This is a genomic window from Aquabacterium sp., assembly GCF_034003525.1.
GTDB lineage: Bacteria > Pseudomonadota > Gammaproteobacteria > Burkholderiales > Burkholderiaceae_C > Aquabacterium.
This window is the reverse complement of sequence record NZ_JAVEYN010000006.1, coordinates 103,760-120,152: the sequence shown is the minus strand read 5'-3', so window position 1 is coordinate 120,152 and position 16,393 is coordinate 103,760. Positions and strand designations below refer to the sequence as shown.

Here is a 16,393-nt window from a genome sequence, read left to right as displayed (position 1 = left end):
GCCGCAGGCGCAGGGCCTGCGGTCAGGGCATCAGGCGGCGTTCAGCAGTGCGGCCGTGTCGAACACGCTGCTCATCGGCGGCAGGTTCATCACGATGGTGGGCGTGGCGTTCTTGGAGACCTTCACGGGCTTCACATTGGGGTCGTTTTGCGCCACGTCGGCCTTGTCCCAGTTGCTGGCCGATTCCTTGCCCGAGACGGCCATGGAATAGAACACGCGGAAGGGGATCTTGCGCTCGCTCCAGAAATCGGCGGCATCGCGGAAGGCGTCGAGCAGTTGCTCGCGGGTTTCACGGTCGCAGGCGGTGTCACCGGGGATGAGTTCGAGCACGACGACGAAGCCCGGCTGCGGACCCGACTTGTGGACGAGGTCGGTCATGCAGTCGTACAGCGCGTCGAGGTTCTTGCCGAAGTGATCCGGGAACAGGAAGTCGCGAGCAATGATGTCCAGCACGTCCTGTTTGTCCTTCGCGGCGCTCAGGTTGGTGTACAGGAAGTGGTGGCCAACCGCGTGGGCTGCCTGTTGCAGTTCTTCCGGGCGGTAGGCGCGGATGGCTTGAACGATGTTGGGTCGAACGGATTGCAACAACATGATCGCTTGGGGCCTTCAGCACAGAGAGGGCGGCTCGCTGGGCTGGTGGGCTGAGTTGAGGGTCAAAGAAAAAAGAGCGGAGGGTGACCGGCGGGGTCAGTGCCGTGGGTCGATGCGTTGAAAGCTGTTGTAGTGATCCCCGGTATAGAAACAAGTTTCAGGTTGACGCATTTCCTTACCACCACAAACGATGCGTCGCGCTCCGCGATGGCGCACGCCTGGGGTGGGCACGGTGTATTCACGGTAAAAGCCGCGCGGCTGGCGGGGCAGGTGGCGCTCGCGGTTGCCGAACACCGTGCCGTCCTGGGTGTAGCGGAAGGGGCCGCCTGCCAGGATGCGTCGATGCACGACTTGCGCTTGAACCGGCAAGTCCGACAAAGGCACCACCGCTTCAACGGCGACCGTGTCTGCCGGCGTGGCGCGTCGCGCCTGGGCCTCCAGGGGCATCCAGTGGGCGGCGACAGCCAGGACCAGTCCAGTCAGGAAAGCCGCAGACCGCGAAGTCAGCCGGGCGGGGCCTGACAGCCGGGTCGTGAAGGGTTTTGCACTCAGCACAACAGCTCTACGTGAAAGACCTCATGTTATAGAAACCCCCCTGAAAGCTCAAGGCCCCGAGGCCCTGAAAAGCGGGCAACCGGGGCCTTTTGACGGGGGGTTGACAGCCTGTGCTATAAGCCCGGGCTGTTTTCAGCGGCACCTGACCGCGTCACGTTCAGCGGGTGGCGTTGGCGTCGGCCACCGTCATGGCGGTCATGTTGACGATGCGGCGCACCGTGGCCGAGGGCGTGAGGATGCACACCGGCTTGGCCGCACCCAGCAGGACCGGGCCCAGCGCGATGTTGTTGCCAGCCGCGACCTTGAGCAGGTTGTAGGCGATGTTGGCCGCATCCACGTTCGGGCACACCAGCAGGTTGGCCTCGCCGGTGAGGGTGCTGCGCGGCATGAGCTTTTGGCGATAGGGCTCGTCCAGCGCGGTGTCACCGTGCATCTCGCCGTCGATCTCCAGCCAGGGAGCCTGCTGCTGGATCAGTGCCAGGGCCTGGCGCATCTTCACCGCCGAGGGCTCGTTGCTCGAGCCGAAGTTCGAGTGCGACAGCAGGGCGGCCTTAGGACGCTGGCCGAAACGCATCATCTCCTCGGCCGCCATGATGGTGATCTCGGCGAGCTGCTCGGCCGTGGGGTCGTAGTTGATGTGCGTGTCGACGATGTTGACCGTGCGACCCGGCAGGATCAGGCCGGTCATGGCCGCGTAGGTCTTGACACCCTCGCGCTTGCCGATCACCTGGTCGAGGTAGTGCAGGTGCATGCTGGTCTGGCCCCAGGTGCCGCAGATCATGCCGTCGACCTCACCCTTGTGCAGCAGCATCGAGCTGATCAGCGTCAGGCGGCGGCGCATCTCGATCTTGGCCATTTGCTCGGTCACGCCCTTGCGCTCGGTCAGCTGGTGGTAGGTCTGCCAGAAGTCGCGGTAGCGGGGATCGTTCTCGACGCTGACGGCGTCGTAGTCCACGCCGGCCTTCATGCGCAGGCCGAACTTTTCGATGCGCTGGGCGATGATCTCGGGGCGTCCCACCAGGGTGGGGCGGGCGATGTTCTCGTCCACCACGATCTGGGCGGCGCGCAGCACGCCTTCGTTCTCGCCCTCGGCGTAGGCAATGCGCTTGTTCTTGGCGCGCTTGGCCACGCTGAAGATCGGCTTCATGGTGGTGCCCGAGGCGTAGACGAAGCTTTGCAGCTTCTCGCCATAGGCCACGAAATCGGTCACCGGGCGCGAGGCCACGCCGGACTCGGCCGCGGCCTTGGCCACCGCCGGCGCGATTTTCATCATCAGGCGCGGGTCAAAGGGCTTGGGGATCAGGTATTCCGGACCGAAGCTCAGGTTCTCACCGGCGTAGGCGGCTGCGATCACATCGCTTTGCTCGGCACGCGCCAGCTCGGCGATCGCGTGCACGGCGGCGATCTCCATCTCGGTGGTGATGGTGGTCGCGCCCGAGTCCAGGGCGCCCCGGAAGATGTAGGGGAAGCACAGGACGTTGTTGACCTGGTTCGGGTAGTCCGAACGGCCGGTGGCCATGATGGCGTCGTCGCGCACGGCCTTGACGTCTTCGGGCAGGATTTCGGGGTTGGGGTTGGCCAGCGCGAAGATGATCGGGCGTGCGGCCATGCGGGCGACCATGTCGGGCTTGAGCACGCCGCCGGCCGACAGGCCCAGGAAGACGTCGGCGCCGTCGATGACTTCGGACAGCTTGCGCAGATCGGTCTTCTGGGCGAAGAAGGCCTTGTCTTCGTCCATCAGTTCGGTGCGGCCTTCGTAGACCACGCCGGCCAGGTCGGTGACCCAGATGTTTTCACGCGGGAAGCCCAGCTTGACCAGCAGGCCCAGGCAGGCCAGGGCCGCAGCGCCGGCGCCCGAGGCGACCAGCTTGACGTTCTTGATGTCCTTGCCCGCGACCTTGAGGCCGTTGAGGATGGCCGCACCCACCACGATGGCGGTGCCGTGCTGGTCGTCGTGGAAGACGGGGATCTTCATGCGCTCGCGCAGCTTGCGCTCGATGTAGAAGCAGTCCGGCGCCTTGATGTCTTCGAGGTTGATGCCGCCGAAGGTGGGCTCCAGCGAGGCGATGATCTCGACCAGCTTTTCGGGGTCTTTCTCGTTGATTTCGATGTCGAACACATCGATGTCGGAGAACTTCTTGAACAGGACGGCCTTGCCTTCCATCACCGGCTTGGCGGCCAGCGGGCCGATGTCGCCCAGGCCCAGCACCGCGGTGCCGTTGGTGATCACGGCCACCAGGTTGCCGCGGGAGGTGTATTTGAAGGCCGCCCCCGGGTTCTCGACGATCTCTTCGCAGGGCGCGGCGACGCCGGGCGAGTAGGCCAGCGCCAGGTCACGCTGGTTGGTGAGTTGCTTGGTGGCGCTGATGGCGAGTTTTCCGGGGGTAGGGAACTCGTGATATTCCAGCGCTGCCTTTTTGAGTTCAGCGCGTTTTTGCTCAGGGGTCGTCATGTTTTGGTTCACCTTGAAAGGCCGGCGGATGTGTCGGCAGGCACCTATTCTAGGAACATCGGACTGGTTTGGTCTGATGGGGGCTTGCAATTGTCGGACAGAGGGGGCGACTTGTTCGGGCGGGAGGCGTGTCTGCTTGCCTGGCGGAGGGGCCCGCCATCCCCGACAATGCACCCATGAGCCTGGGTGAATTTGATCTGATCGAAACCTTCTTCTGGCGCCGACCGGGCCAGGGTCCGCGCCGCGCAGTGGTGGGCAATGGCGACGACTGCGCGGTGATCGCGCCGGCGCCGGGGATGCAGCTGGCCGTCTCCACCGACACGCTGGTGGAGGGGCGCCACTTCCTGTCCACCGTCAGCCCGGCCCGCCTGGGTCACAAGGCGCTGGCCGTCAACCTGTCCGATCTGGCCGCCTGTGGCGCCGCGCCGATGGCCTTCACGCTGGCGCTGACGCTGCCCCGGGTGGACGAGGTCTGGCTGAAAGGCTTTGCCCAAGGCCTGCTCGACCTGGCCGACGAACACGACTGCGAGCTGATCGGTGGCGACACCACGGCCGGGCCTCTGGCGATTGGCATCACCGTGATGGGCGAGGTGCCGGCCGGTCAGGCCTTGCTGCGCAGTGGCGCCCAGGTGGGTGATGACCTGTGGGTCAGTGGCTTTCCGGGCGAGGCGCGGCTGGCGCTGGAGGCCTTCCGTGGCAGCCTGCACCCGGGCCTGAGCACCGAGGCCTTCGAGGCCACCCGTCTGGCCATGGAGCGCCCCGATCCGCGTGTCGCGCTGGGCGTGGGCCTGCGCGGCCTGGCCACCGCCGCCATCGATGTCTCCGACGGCCTGCTGGGCGATCTGGGCCATGTGCTGCGCCGCAGCCGGGTGGGCGCGGCGCTGTCTCTGGATGAGCTGCCCGTGAGTCCCTGGCTCGCTGCCCGTTCGCCCGATGAGCGGCTGAACTGCATCCTGGCCGGCGGCGACGACTACGAGCTGCTGTTCACCGCCCCCGCCGGGCAGCGTGAACGCGTGGCCCAACTGGGCGCCGAGTTGGGCCTGGTGCTCAGCCGCATCGGTCAGATCGAAGCCGAGTCCGGCTTGCGCCTGTGGCGCGGCGCGGCAGCGGGTGCCGGGGAGGGCCGTCAGCCCGTGCCCAACCGCTGGACCTCGTTTGACCACTTCAAGGGGGCCGCATGAGCGAGGCACCGCGTCGGCCCACGGTGGGCATACTGCTGAGCCGTCCGGCTCACTTCATCGCGCTGGGCGCCGGCAGCGGCCTCAGCCCGATCGCGCCGGGCACGGTCGGCACGCTGTGGGCCTGGCTCAGCTTTGTCGTGCTGCAGATGGCTTTGGGCGGTCTGCCGCACGCCGATCTGATCTGGGCCGTCATCCTGCTGGTGGGCTGGCCGCTGGGCTGCTGGGCCTGCACGCGCACCGCGCAGCACTTGCGCGTCAGCGATCCCGGTGCCATCGTGTGGGACGAGATCTGGGCCTTCTGGCTGATGCTGTGGCTGATCGGCCCGGTGGGCTGGCTGGGGCAGCTGGGGGCGTTTGTGGCCTTCCGCTTTTTCGATGCGGCCAAGCCGGGCCCGGTGGCCTGGGCCGATGCCCTGTTCAAGGCCGTGCCGGGCCAGCCGATTGGCTGGCGCCAGGGCCTGGGCATCATGTTCGATGACCTGGTGGCGGCGGTGTGCGCCCTGCTCGTGCTGGCGCTGGGCGTGGCGGTGCGAGACCGCGGGGTGTTGGCGACCCTGTTCGCGTGAGGCGAGGTGGGTGTGTCGTGGTGTGTGCAGTGGTGAGCGGCCAGTGGGCCTGGAAAGGATGCAGCGATGAGCGAGAGCCTGAACGTGTCAAGTGAGGTGCTGGCCCTGGCCGAGCGCCTCAAGGCCCACCATTGGCGGCTGGCCACGGCCGAATCTTGCACCGGCGGCCTGATCGCGGCGCATTGCACCGCGTTGAGCGGCTCGAGCGACTGGTTCGAGCGCGGTTTTGTCACCTACAGCAACGAGGCCAAAACCGAGATGCTGGGGGTGGACGCCGCGCTGATTGCCGCGCATGGCGCGGTGAGCGAGCCGGTGGCACGCGCCATGGCCGAAGGGGCCTTGGCGCGTTCACGGGCCGACATCGCGGTGGCCGTCACCGGCATTGCCGGCCCGACAGGGGGCTCGGCCGAGAAACCCGTGGGCACGGTGTGGCTGGCTTGGGCCTTGCGCCGGGGCATCGTGCACACCGAGTTGCTGCACCTGCCGGGCGACCGCGCCGCGGTGCGCGAGTCGACCGTGGCCCATGCCTTGGCCGGCGTGCGCCTGCGGGCCACGCCCTTGTGATGCCAGCGCGCTGAGCTCAGCGCCGGGTCGCGTGGGCGAGGTGGCCGCAGGGGGCGCCTGAGACGAAGGGTTCAGCCCCGCGGCGGGCGCACCATCATGCGCTGCAGCGCCGTGTCGATGACCAGGCCCCACAGGCTGTAGAGGATGGAGCCCAGCAGGGCCTGCCAGAACCCGGTCACGTGAAAGCCGTCCAGCAGGCCCGAGGCCATCTGAAAGGTCAGCGCGTTGATCACGAACAGGAACAGGCCCAGCGTCAGGATGGTGACCGGCAGGGTCAGCAGGATCAGCAGCGGGCGCACGAAGGCGTTGAGCAAGCCGATCACCAGGGCGGCCCACATGGCCGCACCGAAGCTGTCGACCTGCACGCCCAGGTTCCACTGCGTCAGCAGCACCAGGGCACAAGCGAGCAGCAGCCAGCGTATCAGGAGTGTCATGGTGGCAAGCATAGCCCAGCTGGCTGGACTATATTGAAGGTCGCACCACGGTGGGTGCGCGGGGCGTGAAGAAGGCGAGGGTGTGATGTCCGGGGAACAGGTTCTGGCGGTGCTGGTGGCGAGCGTGTGCGCCGTGATGCTGGTGCGACTGCTGCTGCCGGTGTCGCGTCGCACCCAGATGGATGGCCTGATCCGGCGTCAGTGGGTGCTCACTTCCGGGGCGGTGCGCCGTCTGTTTCGCGGCCGGGCCGACCGTCAGGCCGAAGCGGCGCAAGCCGAGCAGGCACGTCAGGCCACGGCGGCCGCCATCGAGCGCGCCCGGCGTGCCAGCCGGGTGGCCGACGTGGTGCGCGAAGGCAATGTCTACAAACCCGAGGCGTTTCAGAAACCCCGCAAGCCGCATTGAGGTTGGCGCGGCGTGCCCGCGCCGTCACCGAGGCGGAGCCCGTGCAGCCCTGGATGGGCCAGGGCCGAGTCGACTCGCTCAGGCGCGCGCCGCCACGCGCTGACCCACGATGGCCGCTGAAGCCACACCCAAAGCCAGTGTCAGGGCCGCGCCTGCCAGCACGGCAGCGGGCATGCGGTGGTCCATCAGCAGGCCGAAGACTGGGGCGGCCAGGGCCAGTCCCGTGTCCAGGCCCGCATAGACCGCACCATAGACCCGGCCGGTGGCGCCGGGCGGGGCGGCACGCTTGATCAGCATGTCGCGCGAGGGGTTGGCCAGGCCGGTGCCGAAGCCCGCCAGCACCACGCTGAGCGCGGCCAGCCAGGGCGGCAACTGCCCCGACGCGCTCAACAGCAGCATGACCACCGACACGCCGATGGACACACCGATGGTGCGCTCCAGCCGGGCCACGCGGTTGACCAGAAAGCCGCCGATGAACATGCCCACGGCACCGCACAGCATGTAGCCGGTCACGACGAAGGCCGTGGTGGTGTCGGTCAGGCCGTACATCAGGTTCAGGGCCGGGCTGGCAAAGCTCTGGATCGCGCCGAGCGCCGCGGCGGTCCACAGGAAGAAGGAGAAGCACAGCCAGACGGCGGGCAGCTTCAGGAAAGCCAGCGCGTGCTCGGCCGAGCCGCTGGCCGCCTGGGCCTGCACCTGGGCGCGGTGGGTCGCGTGGTGGTCGTCCAGGTCGGCGCGGCGCCACAGCATCAGGGCCAGCACGCCTGCACCCAGCAGGGCGGCACACAAGGCGGCGATGCGCCAACTGCCGGTGAGCGTGGTCAGCCCGATCAGGAAGACCGGACCCAGCCCCCAGCCCAGGTTGCCGCTGAGCCCGTGTGCCGAGAAGGCATGCCCCAGGCGCGGCGTGGACACCCGCCGGTTGAGGATGGTGAAGTTGGCCGGGTGCATGGGCGCATTGCCCAGGCCGGCCAGCGCCGCGGCAAGCATCAGCCCGGCGTAGCCCTGCGCGGTGGCCGTGGCCAGCGAGGCCGCCACGTAGCAGACCATGGCGCCATACAGCACCGGGCGGGCGCCGTGGCGATCGACCACGAAGCCGGCCAGCGCCTGGCCCACGCCCGAGATCACGAAGAACACGGTGAGCACCAGACCGAGCTCGGCATAGCTGAGGCCGAACTCCCGGATGAACACCGGGAACAGCGGCGGCAGCAGCATGTGGTGGAAGTGCGAGGTGCAGTGACCGAGGCCGATCAGGCCGATGGTGCGGATGTCCTGACGGGCCGAAGCCGGGTCGGACTCAGGGGAGGTGGCAAAGGACGACATCCGGGCACTGTGCCACACGGACGAAAAAAAACGCGGCCGAAGCCGCGTTTGCCTGAGCGTGAAACTCAGCCGACTGGATTACAGCGGGCGGATGTTCGAAGCCTGCAGGCCCTTCTGGCCTTGGGTGATGTCGAATTCAACGCGCTGGTTTTCTTGCAGGGTCTTGAAACCCGAAGTGCGGATTTCGCTGAAGTGGGCGAACAGGTCATTGCCGCCGTTGTCTTGGGCGATGAAGCCGAAGCCCTTGCCTTCGTTGAACCACTTGACGGTGCCGGTTTGGTTGGTGGTGGACATGGAATTTCCTTAAATAACAAGTGATGGATAAACGCCCACAGCCACATGCTGGGACGTTGCAGAGACACGCAAGAAGATCACTTGGGTGGAAATTCGAACCAACCTGCCGGGCGGCAGGGGACAAACAACAGACCTCAGTAACGACGGTCTTGGTATACCTACAAAGACGGAAGATACACGGTTTTGTGCGCTGTGTCTTTTTTTATTTTCGGATCCCGCCCGAAAGAGGGCCTGTGCCGAGCAGGCCCGACCGTCATGATGGGCTGGGATGCCCCGTGTTATGATGATCAGTTGTCTATTCGGCCTCAAGGTCTTGCCATGACAGACCTTGCGCAGTGACAGCGATCGGATGGCACACGTTTGCACACCCAGGACGCAGCGCCCCCGAGCGCGACCGATCATGGTCTTTTGTCCCGGGCGGGCGCGCACCCTCCGCGCAGGGCGCCGCCACATCACCGTCAAGACCTATTGGAGATCGGCCCATGGCCAAGGAAGAACTGATTGAAATGAATGGCGTCGTGGACGAAGTCCTGCCGGACTCGCGTTTCCGCGTCACGCTCGAAAACGGGCACCAGCTGATTGCCTACACCTCCGGCAAGATGAAGAAACACCACATCCGCATTCTGGCGGGTGACAAGGTGTCGCTGGAGCTGTCGCCTTACGACCTGACCAAGGGTCGCATCACCTTCCGTCACATCGAGCGCAGCGGCTACACGCCGCCTCCCCGCCGCCACTGATGTGACTGCCCGGAGCGGCCCTGAGGCCGGCTCCGGATGCGAACGCGGTTCGCCTCCCCCGTTGTTGTCTGGCGTGATCGCCTGAATGTGCCCGGTGCCTCATGTGAGGACCCGGGCTTTGGTGTGTCTGTCGTGTCCGCTGCGTCCGTCGCGACGGTTCAGCGGCCCAGCCAGTCGAGGATGGGCCGCCACTGCGCCAGGTCCTTGTCCACCTTGTGTGCGGGCACGTCCCACAGGCTCAGGCCGTGGGCGGCCAGATGGGTGTAGTTCTGCGTGTCGCGCAGTTGGGCCAGCCAGGGGATGTCGAGCGAGCGCAGGAAGGTCTGCAGGTGCTCGGCGGCCTTGGTGTGGTCCTTGACGCGGTTGGCCACCACGCCCAGCTTGACCTTGTCGGAGCGCTTGTGGCGGTGCAACTCGCTCAGGAAGTCCTGCGTGGCGTAGATGTCGAACACGCTGGCTTGCAGCGGCACGATGATGTGATCGGCCAGCTTCATGACCGCTTGCAGGCGCTTGCCGTGCAGGCCGGCCGGGGTGTCGAGCACGACGTGGGTGGTGCCCTTGGGCGGGCGCACGATGTCGTCGCGGTCCACGTCCCAGCTCTGCACCGCCGGCAACGTGTCGGGACGCAGTTGCAGCCACAGGCGGGAGGATTGCTGGCGATCGATGTCGCCCAGCATGACGCTGTGCCCCTGGCGGGCGAAGTAGCCCGCGATGTTGCTCGACAGCGTGGACTTGCCGACGCCGCCCTTGGGGTTGGCCACCACGATCACCGGCATGGTTGGGACTCCTGTGTGACGGGGTTGAAAAAGGGTGTCCGATTATGGCGGTGGATGCGCGGGACAATGTGACAGCGCCGGGTTTGAGACAATCGGGGCATCATGGTTGATTCCCCCGTCCTCGACATCGTCTGTCTGTGCGCCGACTGGTGCGGCACCTGCCGTGAGTACGCGGGGGTGTTCGAGGCCCTGCAGCAGGTGCTGCCGGCGCACCACTACCGCTGGATCGACATCGAAGACGAGGCCGATGCGCTGGGCGACATCGACATCGAGACCTTTCCGACGCTGCTGGTGGCCCATGCGGGACGCGTGCTGTTTGCCGGTCCGGTGCTGCCGCGCCTGGGCGATGCCCAGCGGCTGATCGAGGTGCAGACCGAGGTGGCGCAGCGGCAGGCCTGGCCGTCGCTGGTGAGCCTGGGGGTGCCGGCGGATCAGCAAACCGCCTACACGCAGCTGGCGCAGGCGCTGCACGCGGCGCGCGGCTGACGCCCATCCCCGCTGGCGCGTTCTCGTCGCCTGGTCGTGGGTCAGCTGGCGGGGGGCGACCCCTGCAAGCTGGCGAACTGCTGATCGAGCCGGCTGAGAAAGCCCACGACGGCCTCGTCGTCCACCTCGTCGCATTGGCGGATCACGGTGAGGCACAGGCGGCCGTTGAGGGTGAGTGCGCCCAGCAGCAGCGCGGTGCCGATGGTGGCGGGCCACAGGGCCTGCAGGCGCACGCGGGCATCTTTCGGGTTGATGAATTCGGCGCTGCCCAGGTTGCTGAGGTGGCAGCTGAGCGCGGGCAGCGTGCCGCGGGCCTTGCTGGCCGCGATCAACTGGCGGTAGCGCGTGCGCCCGATGTAGGGCAGCCATTCGTACAGTGTCAGCGGCAGGGCGTGGTCGCGCCGTTCGTAACGGGCCAGGTGCTGCTGGATCTGGCGTTCGATGTCGGCGATCTGGGCGGCCAGCGTGGGCTGGTGGCGCGCGCGCACGGTGAACGACGAGACGTAGTTGCCAAAGACGGGGGCCTGGCCCTCGGGGTAGTAGCGGCGCAGGTCGACCGAGATGCGCAAGGCGGCCACGGCCTGTGCGTTGCCGGTGTGCGGGGCCAGGAAGGTGTTGGCCACCAGGGCGGTCAGCAGGGTGTTTTGCGTGGTGCGATGGGCCTTGGCGAATTGCTTCATGGCCTCGGCCGGGCAGGGCAGCTCGTGGTAGCGGATGGCCGAGGTGGTGAAGCGCGGACTGCGACGGCTGGCCAGCATGATGACCTGCTGGCCCCGGGCCGCACGTTGGTCGGCCCGCCCCTGACGCCAGCCCCGCCATATGGCGGCTGGCCATTGCCACAGGCGCGCAGGTGTGACGGCGGCGTGCATCGAGGGCGAGTCGAGTGGGCTGGCGGCGATGGGCTGGCCGTTGAGGCGGCCGAGGATGGCGCACAGCAGTTGGACCATGGAGCGGCCGTCGCCCACGATGTGGTGCACCACGAAGAGCAACCCGGGCTGCGTGGGGTGGGGCAGGAAGCGGGCGCGCCAGGGCAGGCCGCGCTCCAGTGACAGGGGCTCGTTCAGGCGGGCGCTGTGCCAGGCCTGCAGCGCGTCGCGGTCGTCGAGATCGACGCTGGACTCGATGCGATAGGCGTCGTCGAACAGCTGGTCCACGGTGCGGTCGTCGGGCAGGATGCGCATCCGGTCCCGCCAGGGGCCGGGCTCGATCACGCTGCGCAGGCGGGGGAAGGCGGTGGTGAGCTCGCGCAAGGCCTGGCGCACCTGGGCTGCGTCGACCGGACCGCTCAGGCGCAGCACATAGGGCTGGTTGATGGGGCCGAGGTGGCCCTCACCGGCCCAGTAGAGGTGCTCGGATCGGTTCAGCGGGATCAGGTCGGAGGAGCGCACGGGACAGCAGGCTTCGCGAGGGACGGTGCACCGACTGTAGGAGGGCGCCGCGGGCTGCTGGCTGGGGGCTTACCAGTGAGGCGGCCCCCGATCTGCGGGGGGCGGGTGGGCGATGATGCGAGGCCGGACGGTCGGCTCAGGCCGTGGCCGGGTAGGGCTCAGCGGCGGGCCGGCGCCGGGGTGCGGCCTGCGGCTTGGCCTTGGGCGGTCTGGGCCAGCTCCAGCGCCAGGCGGCGCAGGGCCTCCCAGCCGTCTTGCGGCCATTGGGGGTGGCGCAGGCCCTTGACGATGCCATCGACCGTGCTGGCGTGGGCCACGAGGCGGGCCAGGGTGGTGGCGCGTGTGTGGGGCAGGATGCGCTCGAACAGGCGCTCGCGTGGGCCCCAGACGCGCTGCTCGCGCAGCACCATGGGCAGGGGCTTGCCGCCGTCCAGCGCGGTGCGGGCGCGGTAGAGCGCGAGGATGTCTTCGGCCAGGGCCCAGTGCACGAGCACGGCGGCTTCGCCCTCGGCTTGCAGGCCGTCGATCATGCGCAGCGTGCGCTCGATCTGGCCCGAGAGCACGGCCTCGCTGAGCTTGAAGACGTTGAAGCGGGCCACATCGACCACGGCCTCTTCGATCTGCTCGATGGTGAGGGTGCCAGGCGGGTGCAGCAGGCCGAGCTTGACGATTTCCTGGTGGGCGGCGAGCAGGTTGCCTTCGACGCGGTCTGCAAAGAAGGCCAGGGTGCGCTGGCCGGCCTCGCCGGGCTCGACCTGCTGGCCTTGGGCGGCCAGGCGCTGGGCGATCCACAGGGGCAACTGGCCACGCTCGATCGGGTCGCAGCGCAGGGTCAGGCCTGTGCCATCCAGGGCGGTGAACCAGGCGCTGTTTTGCTGCGTCTTGTCCAGGCGGGGCAGGGTGACCAGCGTGAGCAGGCCATCGTTGCCCTGGGCGGCTTCGCAGTACTGCTGCAGGGCCTGCGAGCCCTCCTTGCCGGGCTTGCCCGAGGGGATGCGGATCTCGATGATCTGCTTGTCGCCGAACAGGGACATCTCGCTGGCCGCGCCCAGCAGGCCCGACCAGTCGAAGTGCGCGCCGCTGACGGTGTGCACCTGGCGCTCGGTGAAGCCGGCCGCACGCGCAGCGGCGCGGATGGCGTCGCCGGCTTCCTGGGACAGCAAGGGCTCGTCGCCGTAGAGGGTGTAGACGGGCTTGAGCGCACCGGCGCCCTTGCTCAGGTGGGCCGAGAGCTGGTCGAGGCGCAGCTGCATGGGGGCGGGGGCTCAGCGCGCCGCTGGGGACGCGGCGGCGCCGGCAGGCACTGGCGCCGAGGCTGCGGTGGCGGCCATCGGGACGCTGCTGAGCTGCTCGGGGCGGATGGCCGCGAGGCGGCGCAGCACCTGGTTGACGATGTCGGTCTGCATGCTGCGTTGCAGCGCGTCGGCCTCGTCCTGCTTGGCCAGGGCGTCGCGTTCGTTGTAGCTCAGGTCACGGGCCAGATCGACCGGCATGGCGCCAAGCAGCACGGAGCCATCGCCCCGCAGGACGCGGAAGCTCACGCCGGTGCGCACGCTCATCGTGCGCACCTGGCCGTAGGCGGTCTTGGTCACGACGACCAGATCCCGGTAGTCGCGCAGCGCTTCGAACACGAGGTGGCTGGTGGGCACCTGGCTGGTGCCGGCGGCCTGGGTGGCCTGCAAGGTGGAGTCGACCACATCGACGCCGCTGGCCTCGAGCGCCCGGGCCAGCTCGCGGGCCAGCGGCGAAGTGCTGGCAAAACCGGTGAGCTGCATGGTGCGAAAGGCCATGACCTTGGGGCCACGGCGCAACTGGAAGCCGCAGCCTCCGAGGGTGGCCAGGGCCAGCGAGGCGCTCAGGCCGGTGAGGAGGTGGCGGCGCTGCATGGTCACACCACCACGTTGACGAGGCGACCGGGCACGACCACGACCTTCTTGGGCGCCTTGCCTTCGGCGAACTTGGCGAAGTCTTCGCTGGCCAGGGCGGCAGCCTCGATGGTGGCCTTGTCGGCTTGCGGGCTGACCTTGATCGAGCCACGCAGCTTGCCGTTCACCTGCAGCATCAGCTCGATCTCGTCTTGCACCAGGGCCGAATCGTCGACCTTGGGCCAGGCGGCGTCCAGCAGGTCACCCTGCGTCTGGGCATAGCCGAGCTCGCTCCACAGCGTGTGGGCCAGGTGCGGGGTGGCGGGGTAGAGCGTGCGCAGCAGGATGCCGAAGCCTTCGATCAGGGCGATCTGGCCGTCAGCGGCGTCGGTGCCCTTGAAGCCTTCGAGCGCGTTGAGCAGCTTCATCGCACCGGAGACCACGGTGTTGTACTGCATGCGCTGGTAGTCGTAGTCCACCTGCTTGAGCACGGTGTGCACTTCCAGGCGCAGGGCCTTGGCGTCCTTGCCGAAGGCGACGTCGGCCAGCGAGCGGGCGCCTTGCGTGAGCGCGGTCGTGTCGGCCTTGGGCAGGGCGCTCAGCTTCATGCCGAAGTTCCAGACGCGGCGCAGGAAGCGGAAGCTGCCTTCGACGGCGGCGTCGTTCCACTCCAGCGTCAGCTCGGGCGGTGCGGTGAACATGGTGTACAGGCGGGCGGTGTCGGCGCCGTACTTCTCGATCAGCTCTTGCGGGTCGATGCCGTTGTTCTTCGACTTCGACATGGTGCCCACGCCTTCGTAGTCGATGGCGGTGCCCACCGGCAGCATGCCGTCGGCGCTGTCCACAGCGGTGATCAGGCGGGCGCCGGTGACCTTGCCGGTCTCGTCCATGACGTGCTCGACGTCCTTGGGCCAGAAGTACTCCTTGCCACCCTTGGCGGTGCGGCGCGAGTAGATGTGGTTGAGCACCATGCCCTGGGTGAGCAGCTTCTTGAAGGGCTCGTCGGCCTGGACCAGGCCGAGGTCACGCATGACCTTGGTCCAGAAGCGCGCGTACAGCAGGTGCAAGATGGCGTGTTCGATGCCGCCGATGTACTGGTCCATCGGCATCCAGTAGTCGGTGCGACCGTCCACCATCTGGCCGTGGTTGTCGGCGCAGGTGTAGCGCAGGAAGTACCAGCTCGAGTCCACGAAGGTGTCCATCGTGTCGGTTTCGCGCTGGGCGGGCTTGCCGCAGTGGGGGCAGCCGACGTTCAGGAAGTCGGGGCGCGACTTGAGCGGGTTGCCCGAGCCGTCCGGCACCACGTCTTCGGGAAGCACGACCGGCAGGTCCTTCTCAGGCACCGGCACGGGGCCGCAGTCGGCGCAGTGGATGATGGGGATGGGGGTGCCCCAGTAGCGCTGGCGGCTGATGCCCCAGTCGCGCAGGCGCCAGGTGGTCTTCTTCTCGCCCACGCCTTGGGCGATCAGCAGCTCGGCCACCTTGGCGACCGCATCCTTGTGGACCAGGCCGTCGAGCACGCCGGAGTTGACGCACACGCCTTGCTGTTTGTCGCCGTACCAGTCGGCCCAGGCGTCCAGGCTGAAGGTCTTGCCTTCGGCTTGGATCACCTGTTTGATCTCGATGCCGTACTTCTTCGCGAAGGCGAAGTCACGCTCGTCGTGGGCGGGCACGCCCATCACGGCGCCGTCGCCGTAGGACATCAGCACGTAGTTGCCGATCCAGACTTCGACCTGCGCGCCGGTGAGCGGGTGGGTGACGAACAGGCCGGTGGGCTGGCCCTTCTTTTCTTGCGTGGCGAGCTCGGCCTCGGTGGTGCCACCGTGCTTGCACTCGTCGATGAAGGCCTGCAGTTCGGGCTTGAGCGTGGCGGCGTGGGCGGCCAGCGGGTGCTCCGGGGCCACGGCGCAGAAGGTCACGCCCATGATGGTGTCGGCGCGGGTGGTGAAGACCCAGAGCTGGCCGTTGTTGATCAGGCTGCCGTCGGCTGCCTTGATGTCGTGGCTGAAGGCGAAGCGCACGCCTTCGGACTTGCCGATCCAGTTTTCCTGCATCAGGCGCACGCGCTCGGGCCAGCCAGACAGGTAGTTCTTGTCCTCGGGGTTGGCCACCGCACCCAGCAGCTCGTCGGCGTACTTGGTGATGTTCAGGTAGTAGCCGGGGATCTCGCGCTTTTCCACCAGGGCGCCCGAGCGCCAGCCGCGGCCGTCGATCACCTGTTCGTTGGCCAGCACGGTCTGGTCGACCGGGTCCCAGTTGACGGTTTGCGTGCGGCGCTCGCAGATGCCGGCTTCCAGCATCTTGATGAACAGCCACTGGTTCCACTTGTAGTACTCGGGCTGGCAGGTGGCGATTTCGCGCGACCAGTCGATCGCCAGGCCCATCGCCTTCATCTGCTTCTTCATGTAAGCGATGTTGTCGTAGGTCCAGGCGGCGGGCGGCACCTTGTTCTTGAGCGCGGCGTTCTCGGCGGGCAGGCCGAAGGCGTCCCAGCCCATGGGCATCAGCACGTTGTAGCCGTTCATGCGCAGGTAACGGGTCAACATGTCGTTGATCGTGTAGTTGCGCACGTGGCCCATGTGCAGCTTGCCCGAGGGGTAGGGCAGCATGGAGCAGGCGTAGAACGATTTCTTGTCGGGGTTTTCGGTGACGCGGTAGGCGTCGCTCGCTTCCCAGTGCTGTTGGGCACGGGCTTCGACGGCACGCGGGTCGTAGGTCTGGTTGTCGGAAGGAGCGCTCATGGGGTCACCGCAAAGACAAGAGAGGCTGGCAGCC

Annotated in this window: 16 protein-coding genes and 1 pseudogene; 6 read left to right on the top strand and 11 right to left on the bottom strand. The window is 67.5% G+C overall.

Annotated elements, in window-relative coordinates; translation table 11 throughout:
* Positions 1–204 precede the first annotated feature (204 nt).
* The 3 genes and pseudogenes from RBT42_RS05645 to RBT42_RS05635 all read right to left on the bottom strand — a co-directional run.
* Positions 205–591 (bottom strand): annotated as a pseudogene (locus RBT42_RS05645) (barstar family protein); the annotation flags it as partial.
* Between the two features lie 96 nt (positions 592–687).
* Positions 688–1,038, bottom strand: coding sequence for a ribonuclease domain-containing protein (locus RBT42_RS05640; RefSeq protein ID WP_320363035.1), 351 nt, complete (start codon positions 1,036–1,038; stop codon positions 688–690).
* 265 nt (positions 1,039–1,303) lie between these two features.
* Positions 1,304–3,598, bottom strand: coding sequence for an NADP-dependent malic enzyme (locus RBT42_RS05635; RefSeq protein ID WP_320362959.1), 2,295 nt, complete (start codon positions 3,596–3,598; stop codon positions 1,304–1,306).
* A 182-nt stretch (positions 3,599–3,780) separates the two neighbouring features.
* Between RBT42_RS05635 and thiL the strand changes: the two genes are divergently transcribed.
* The 3 genes from thiL to RBT42_RS05620 all read left to right on the top strand — a co-directional run bounded on the left by thiL (position 3,781) and on the right by RBT42_RS05620 (position 5,909).
* Positions 3,781–4,779, top strand: a complete 999-nt coding sequence (gene thiL / locus RBT42_RS05630) for a thiamine-phosphate kinase (RefSeq protein ID WP_320363033.1) — start codon at positions 3,781–3,783, stop codon at positions 4,777–4,779.
* Positions 4,776–5,345: a phosphatidylglycerophosphatase A gene (locus RBT42_RS05625; RefSeq protein ID WP_320362957.1), complete on the top strand. Its 570-nt coding sequence runs from the start codon at positions 4,776–4,778 to the stop codon at positions 5,343–5,345. The genes thiL and RBT42_RS05625 overlap by 4 nt, the downstream gene beginning before the upstream one ends.
* A 66-nt stretch (positions 5,346–5,411) precedes the next feature.
* The gene (locus tag RBT42_RS05620) at positions 5,412–5,909 is read left to right on the top strand and encodes a CinA family protein (protein ID WP_320362955.1); all 498 of its coding nucleotides are present in this window, start codon (positions 5,412–5,414) and stop codon (positions 5,907–5,909) included.
* 71 nt (positions 5,910–5,980) lie between these two features.
* Here RBT42_RS05620 and RBT42_RS05615 read toward each other — a convergent pair whose 3' ends face one another.
* Positions 5,981–6,343: a phage holin family protein gene (locus RBT42_RS05615; RefSeq protein WP_320362953.1), complete on the bottom strand. Its 363-nt coding sequence runs from the start codon at positions 6,341–6,343 to the stop codon at positions 5,981–5,983.
* 85 nt (positions 6,344–6,428) lie between these two features.
* Here RBT42_RS05615 and RBT42_RS05610 point away from each other — a divergent pair, with 85 nt between their 5' ends.
* Positions 6,429–6,749 carry a hypothetical protein gene (locus RBT42_RS05610; protein ID WP_320362951.1) on the top strand — a complete coding sequence of 107 codons (321 nt, stop codon included), beginning with the start codon at positions 6,429–6,431 and terminating at the stop codon, positions 6,747–6,749.
* A gap of 78 nt (positions 6,750–6,827) precedes the next feature.
* Here RBT42_RS05610 and RBT42_RS05605 read toward each other — a convergent pair whose 3' ends face one another.
* Together RBT42_RS05605 and RBT42_RS05600 are read right to left on the bottom strand one after the other, a co-directional pair.
* On the bottom strand, positions 6,828–8,072 hold the full coding sequence (locus tag RBT42_RS05605) for an MFS transporter (RefSeq protein WP_320362948.1): 1,245 nt from the start codon (positions 8,070–8,072) through the stop codon (positions 6,828–6,830).
* Between the two features lie 78 nt (positions 8,073–8,150).
* Positions 8,151–8,366: a cold-shock protein gene (locus tag RBT42_RS05600; protein WP_320362946.1), complete on the bottom strand. Its 216-nt coding sequence runs from the start codon at positions 8,364–8,366 to the stop codon at positions 8,151–8,153.
* A gap of 482 nt (positions 8,367–8,848) precedes the next feature.
* Here RBT42_RS05600 and infA point away from each other — a divergent pair, with 482 nt between their 5' ends.
* Positions 8,849–9,103 carry a translation initiation factor IF-1 gene (gene infA / locus RBT42_RS05595; RefSeq protein WP_320362944.1) on the top strand — a complete coding sequence of 85 codons (255 nt, stop codon included), beginning with the start codon at positions 8,849–8,851 and terminating at the stop codon, positions 9,101–9,103.
* Between the two features lie 158 nt (positions 9,104–9,261).
* Here infA and RBT42_RS05590 read toward each other — a convergent pair whose 3' ends face one another.
* Positions 9,262–9,879 carry a ParA family protein gene (locus RBT42_RS05590; protein WP_320362942.1) on the bottom strand — a complete coding sequence of 206 codons (618 nt, stop codon included), beginning with the start codon at positions 9,877–9,879 and terminating at the stop codon, positions 9,262–9,264.
* 102 nt (positions 9,880–9,981) lie between these two features.
* Here RBT42_RS05590 and RBT42_RS05585 point away from each other — a divergent pair, with 102 nt between their 5' ends.
* Positions 9,982–10,365, top strand: a complete 384-nt coding sequence (locus tag RBT42_RS05585) for a thioredoxin family protein (protein ID WP_320362940.1) — start codon at positions 9,982–9,984, stop codon at positions 10,363–10,365.
* A 41-nt stretch (positions 10,366–10,406) separates the two neighbouring features.
* On the opposite strand, the gene RBT42_RS05580 is transcribed toward RBT42_RS05585, so the two are convergent.
* From RBT42_RS05580 to leuS, 4 genes are all read right to left on the bottom strand, one after another.
* Entirely contained in the window at positions 10,407–11,753 is a 1,347-nt protein-coding gene (locus tag RBT42_RS05580; protein ID WP_320362938.1) for a condensation domain-containing protein, read from the bottom strand.
* A gap of 158 nt (positions 11,754–11,911) precedes the next feature.
* Positions 11,912–13,006, bottom strand: coding sequence for a DNA polymerase III subunit delta (gene holA / locus RBT42_RS05575; protein ID WP_320362936.1), 1,095 nt, complete (start codon positions 13,004–13,006; stop codon positions 11,912–11,914).
* Between the two features lie 12 nt (positions 13,007–13,018).
* Complete coding sequence (lptE, locus tag RBT42_RS05570; protein WP_320362934.1) at positions 13,019–13,639, bottom strand: LPS assembly lipoprotein LptE; 621 nt, start codon at positions 13,637–13,639, stop codon at positions 13,019–13,021.
* 2 nt (positions 13,640–13,641) lie between these two features.
* On the bottom strand, positions 13,642–16,359 hold the full coding sequence (gene leuS, locus RBT42_RS05565; protein ID WP_320362932.1) for a leucine--tRNA ligase: 2,718 nt from the start codon (positions 16,357–16,359) through the stop codon (positions 13,642–13,644).
* Between the last annotated feature and the right edge of the window lie 34 nt (positions 16,360–16,393).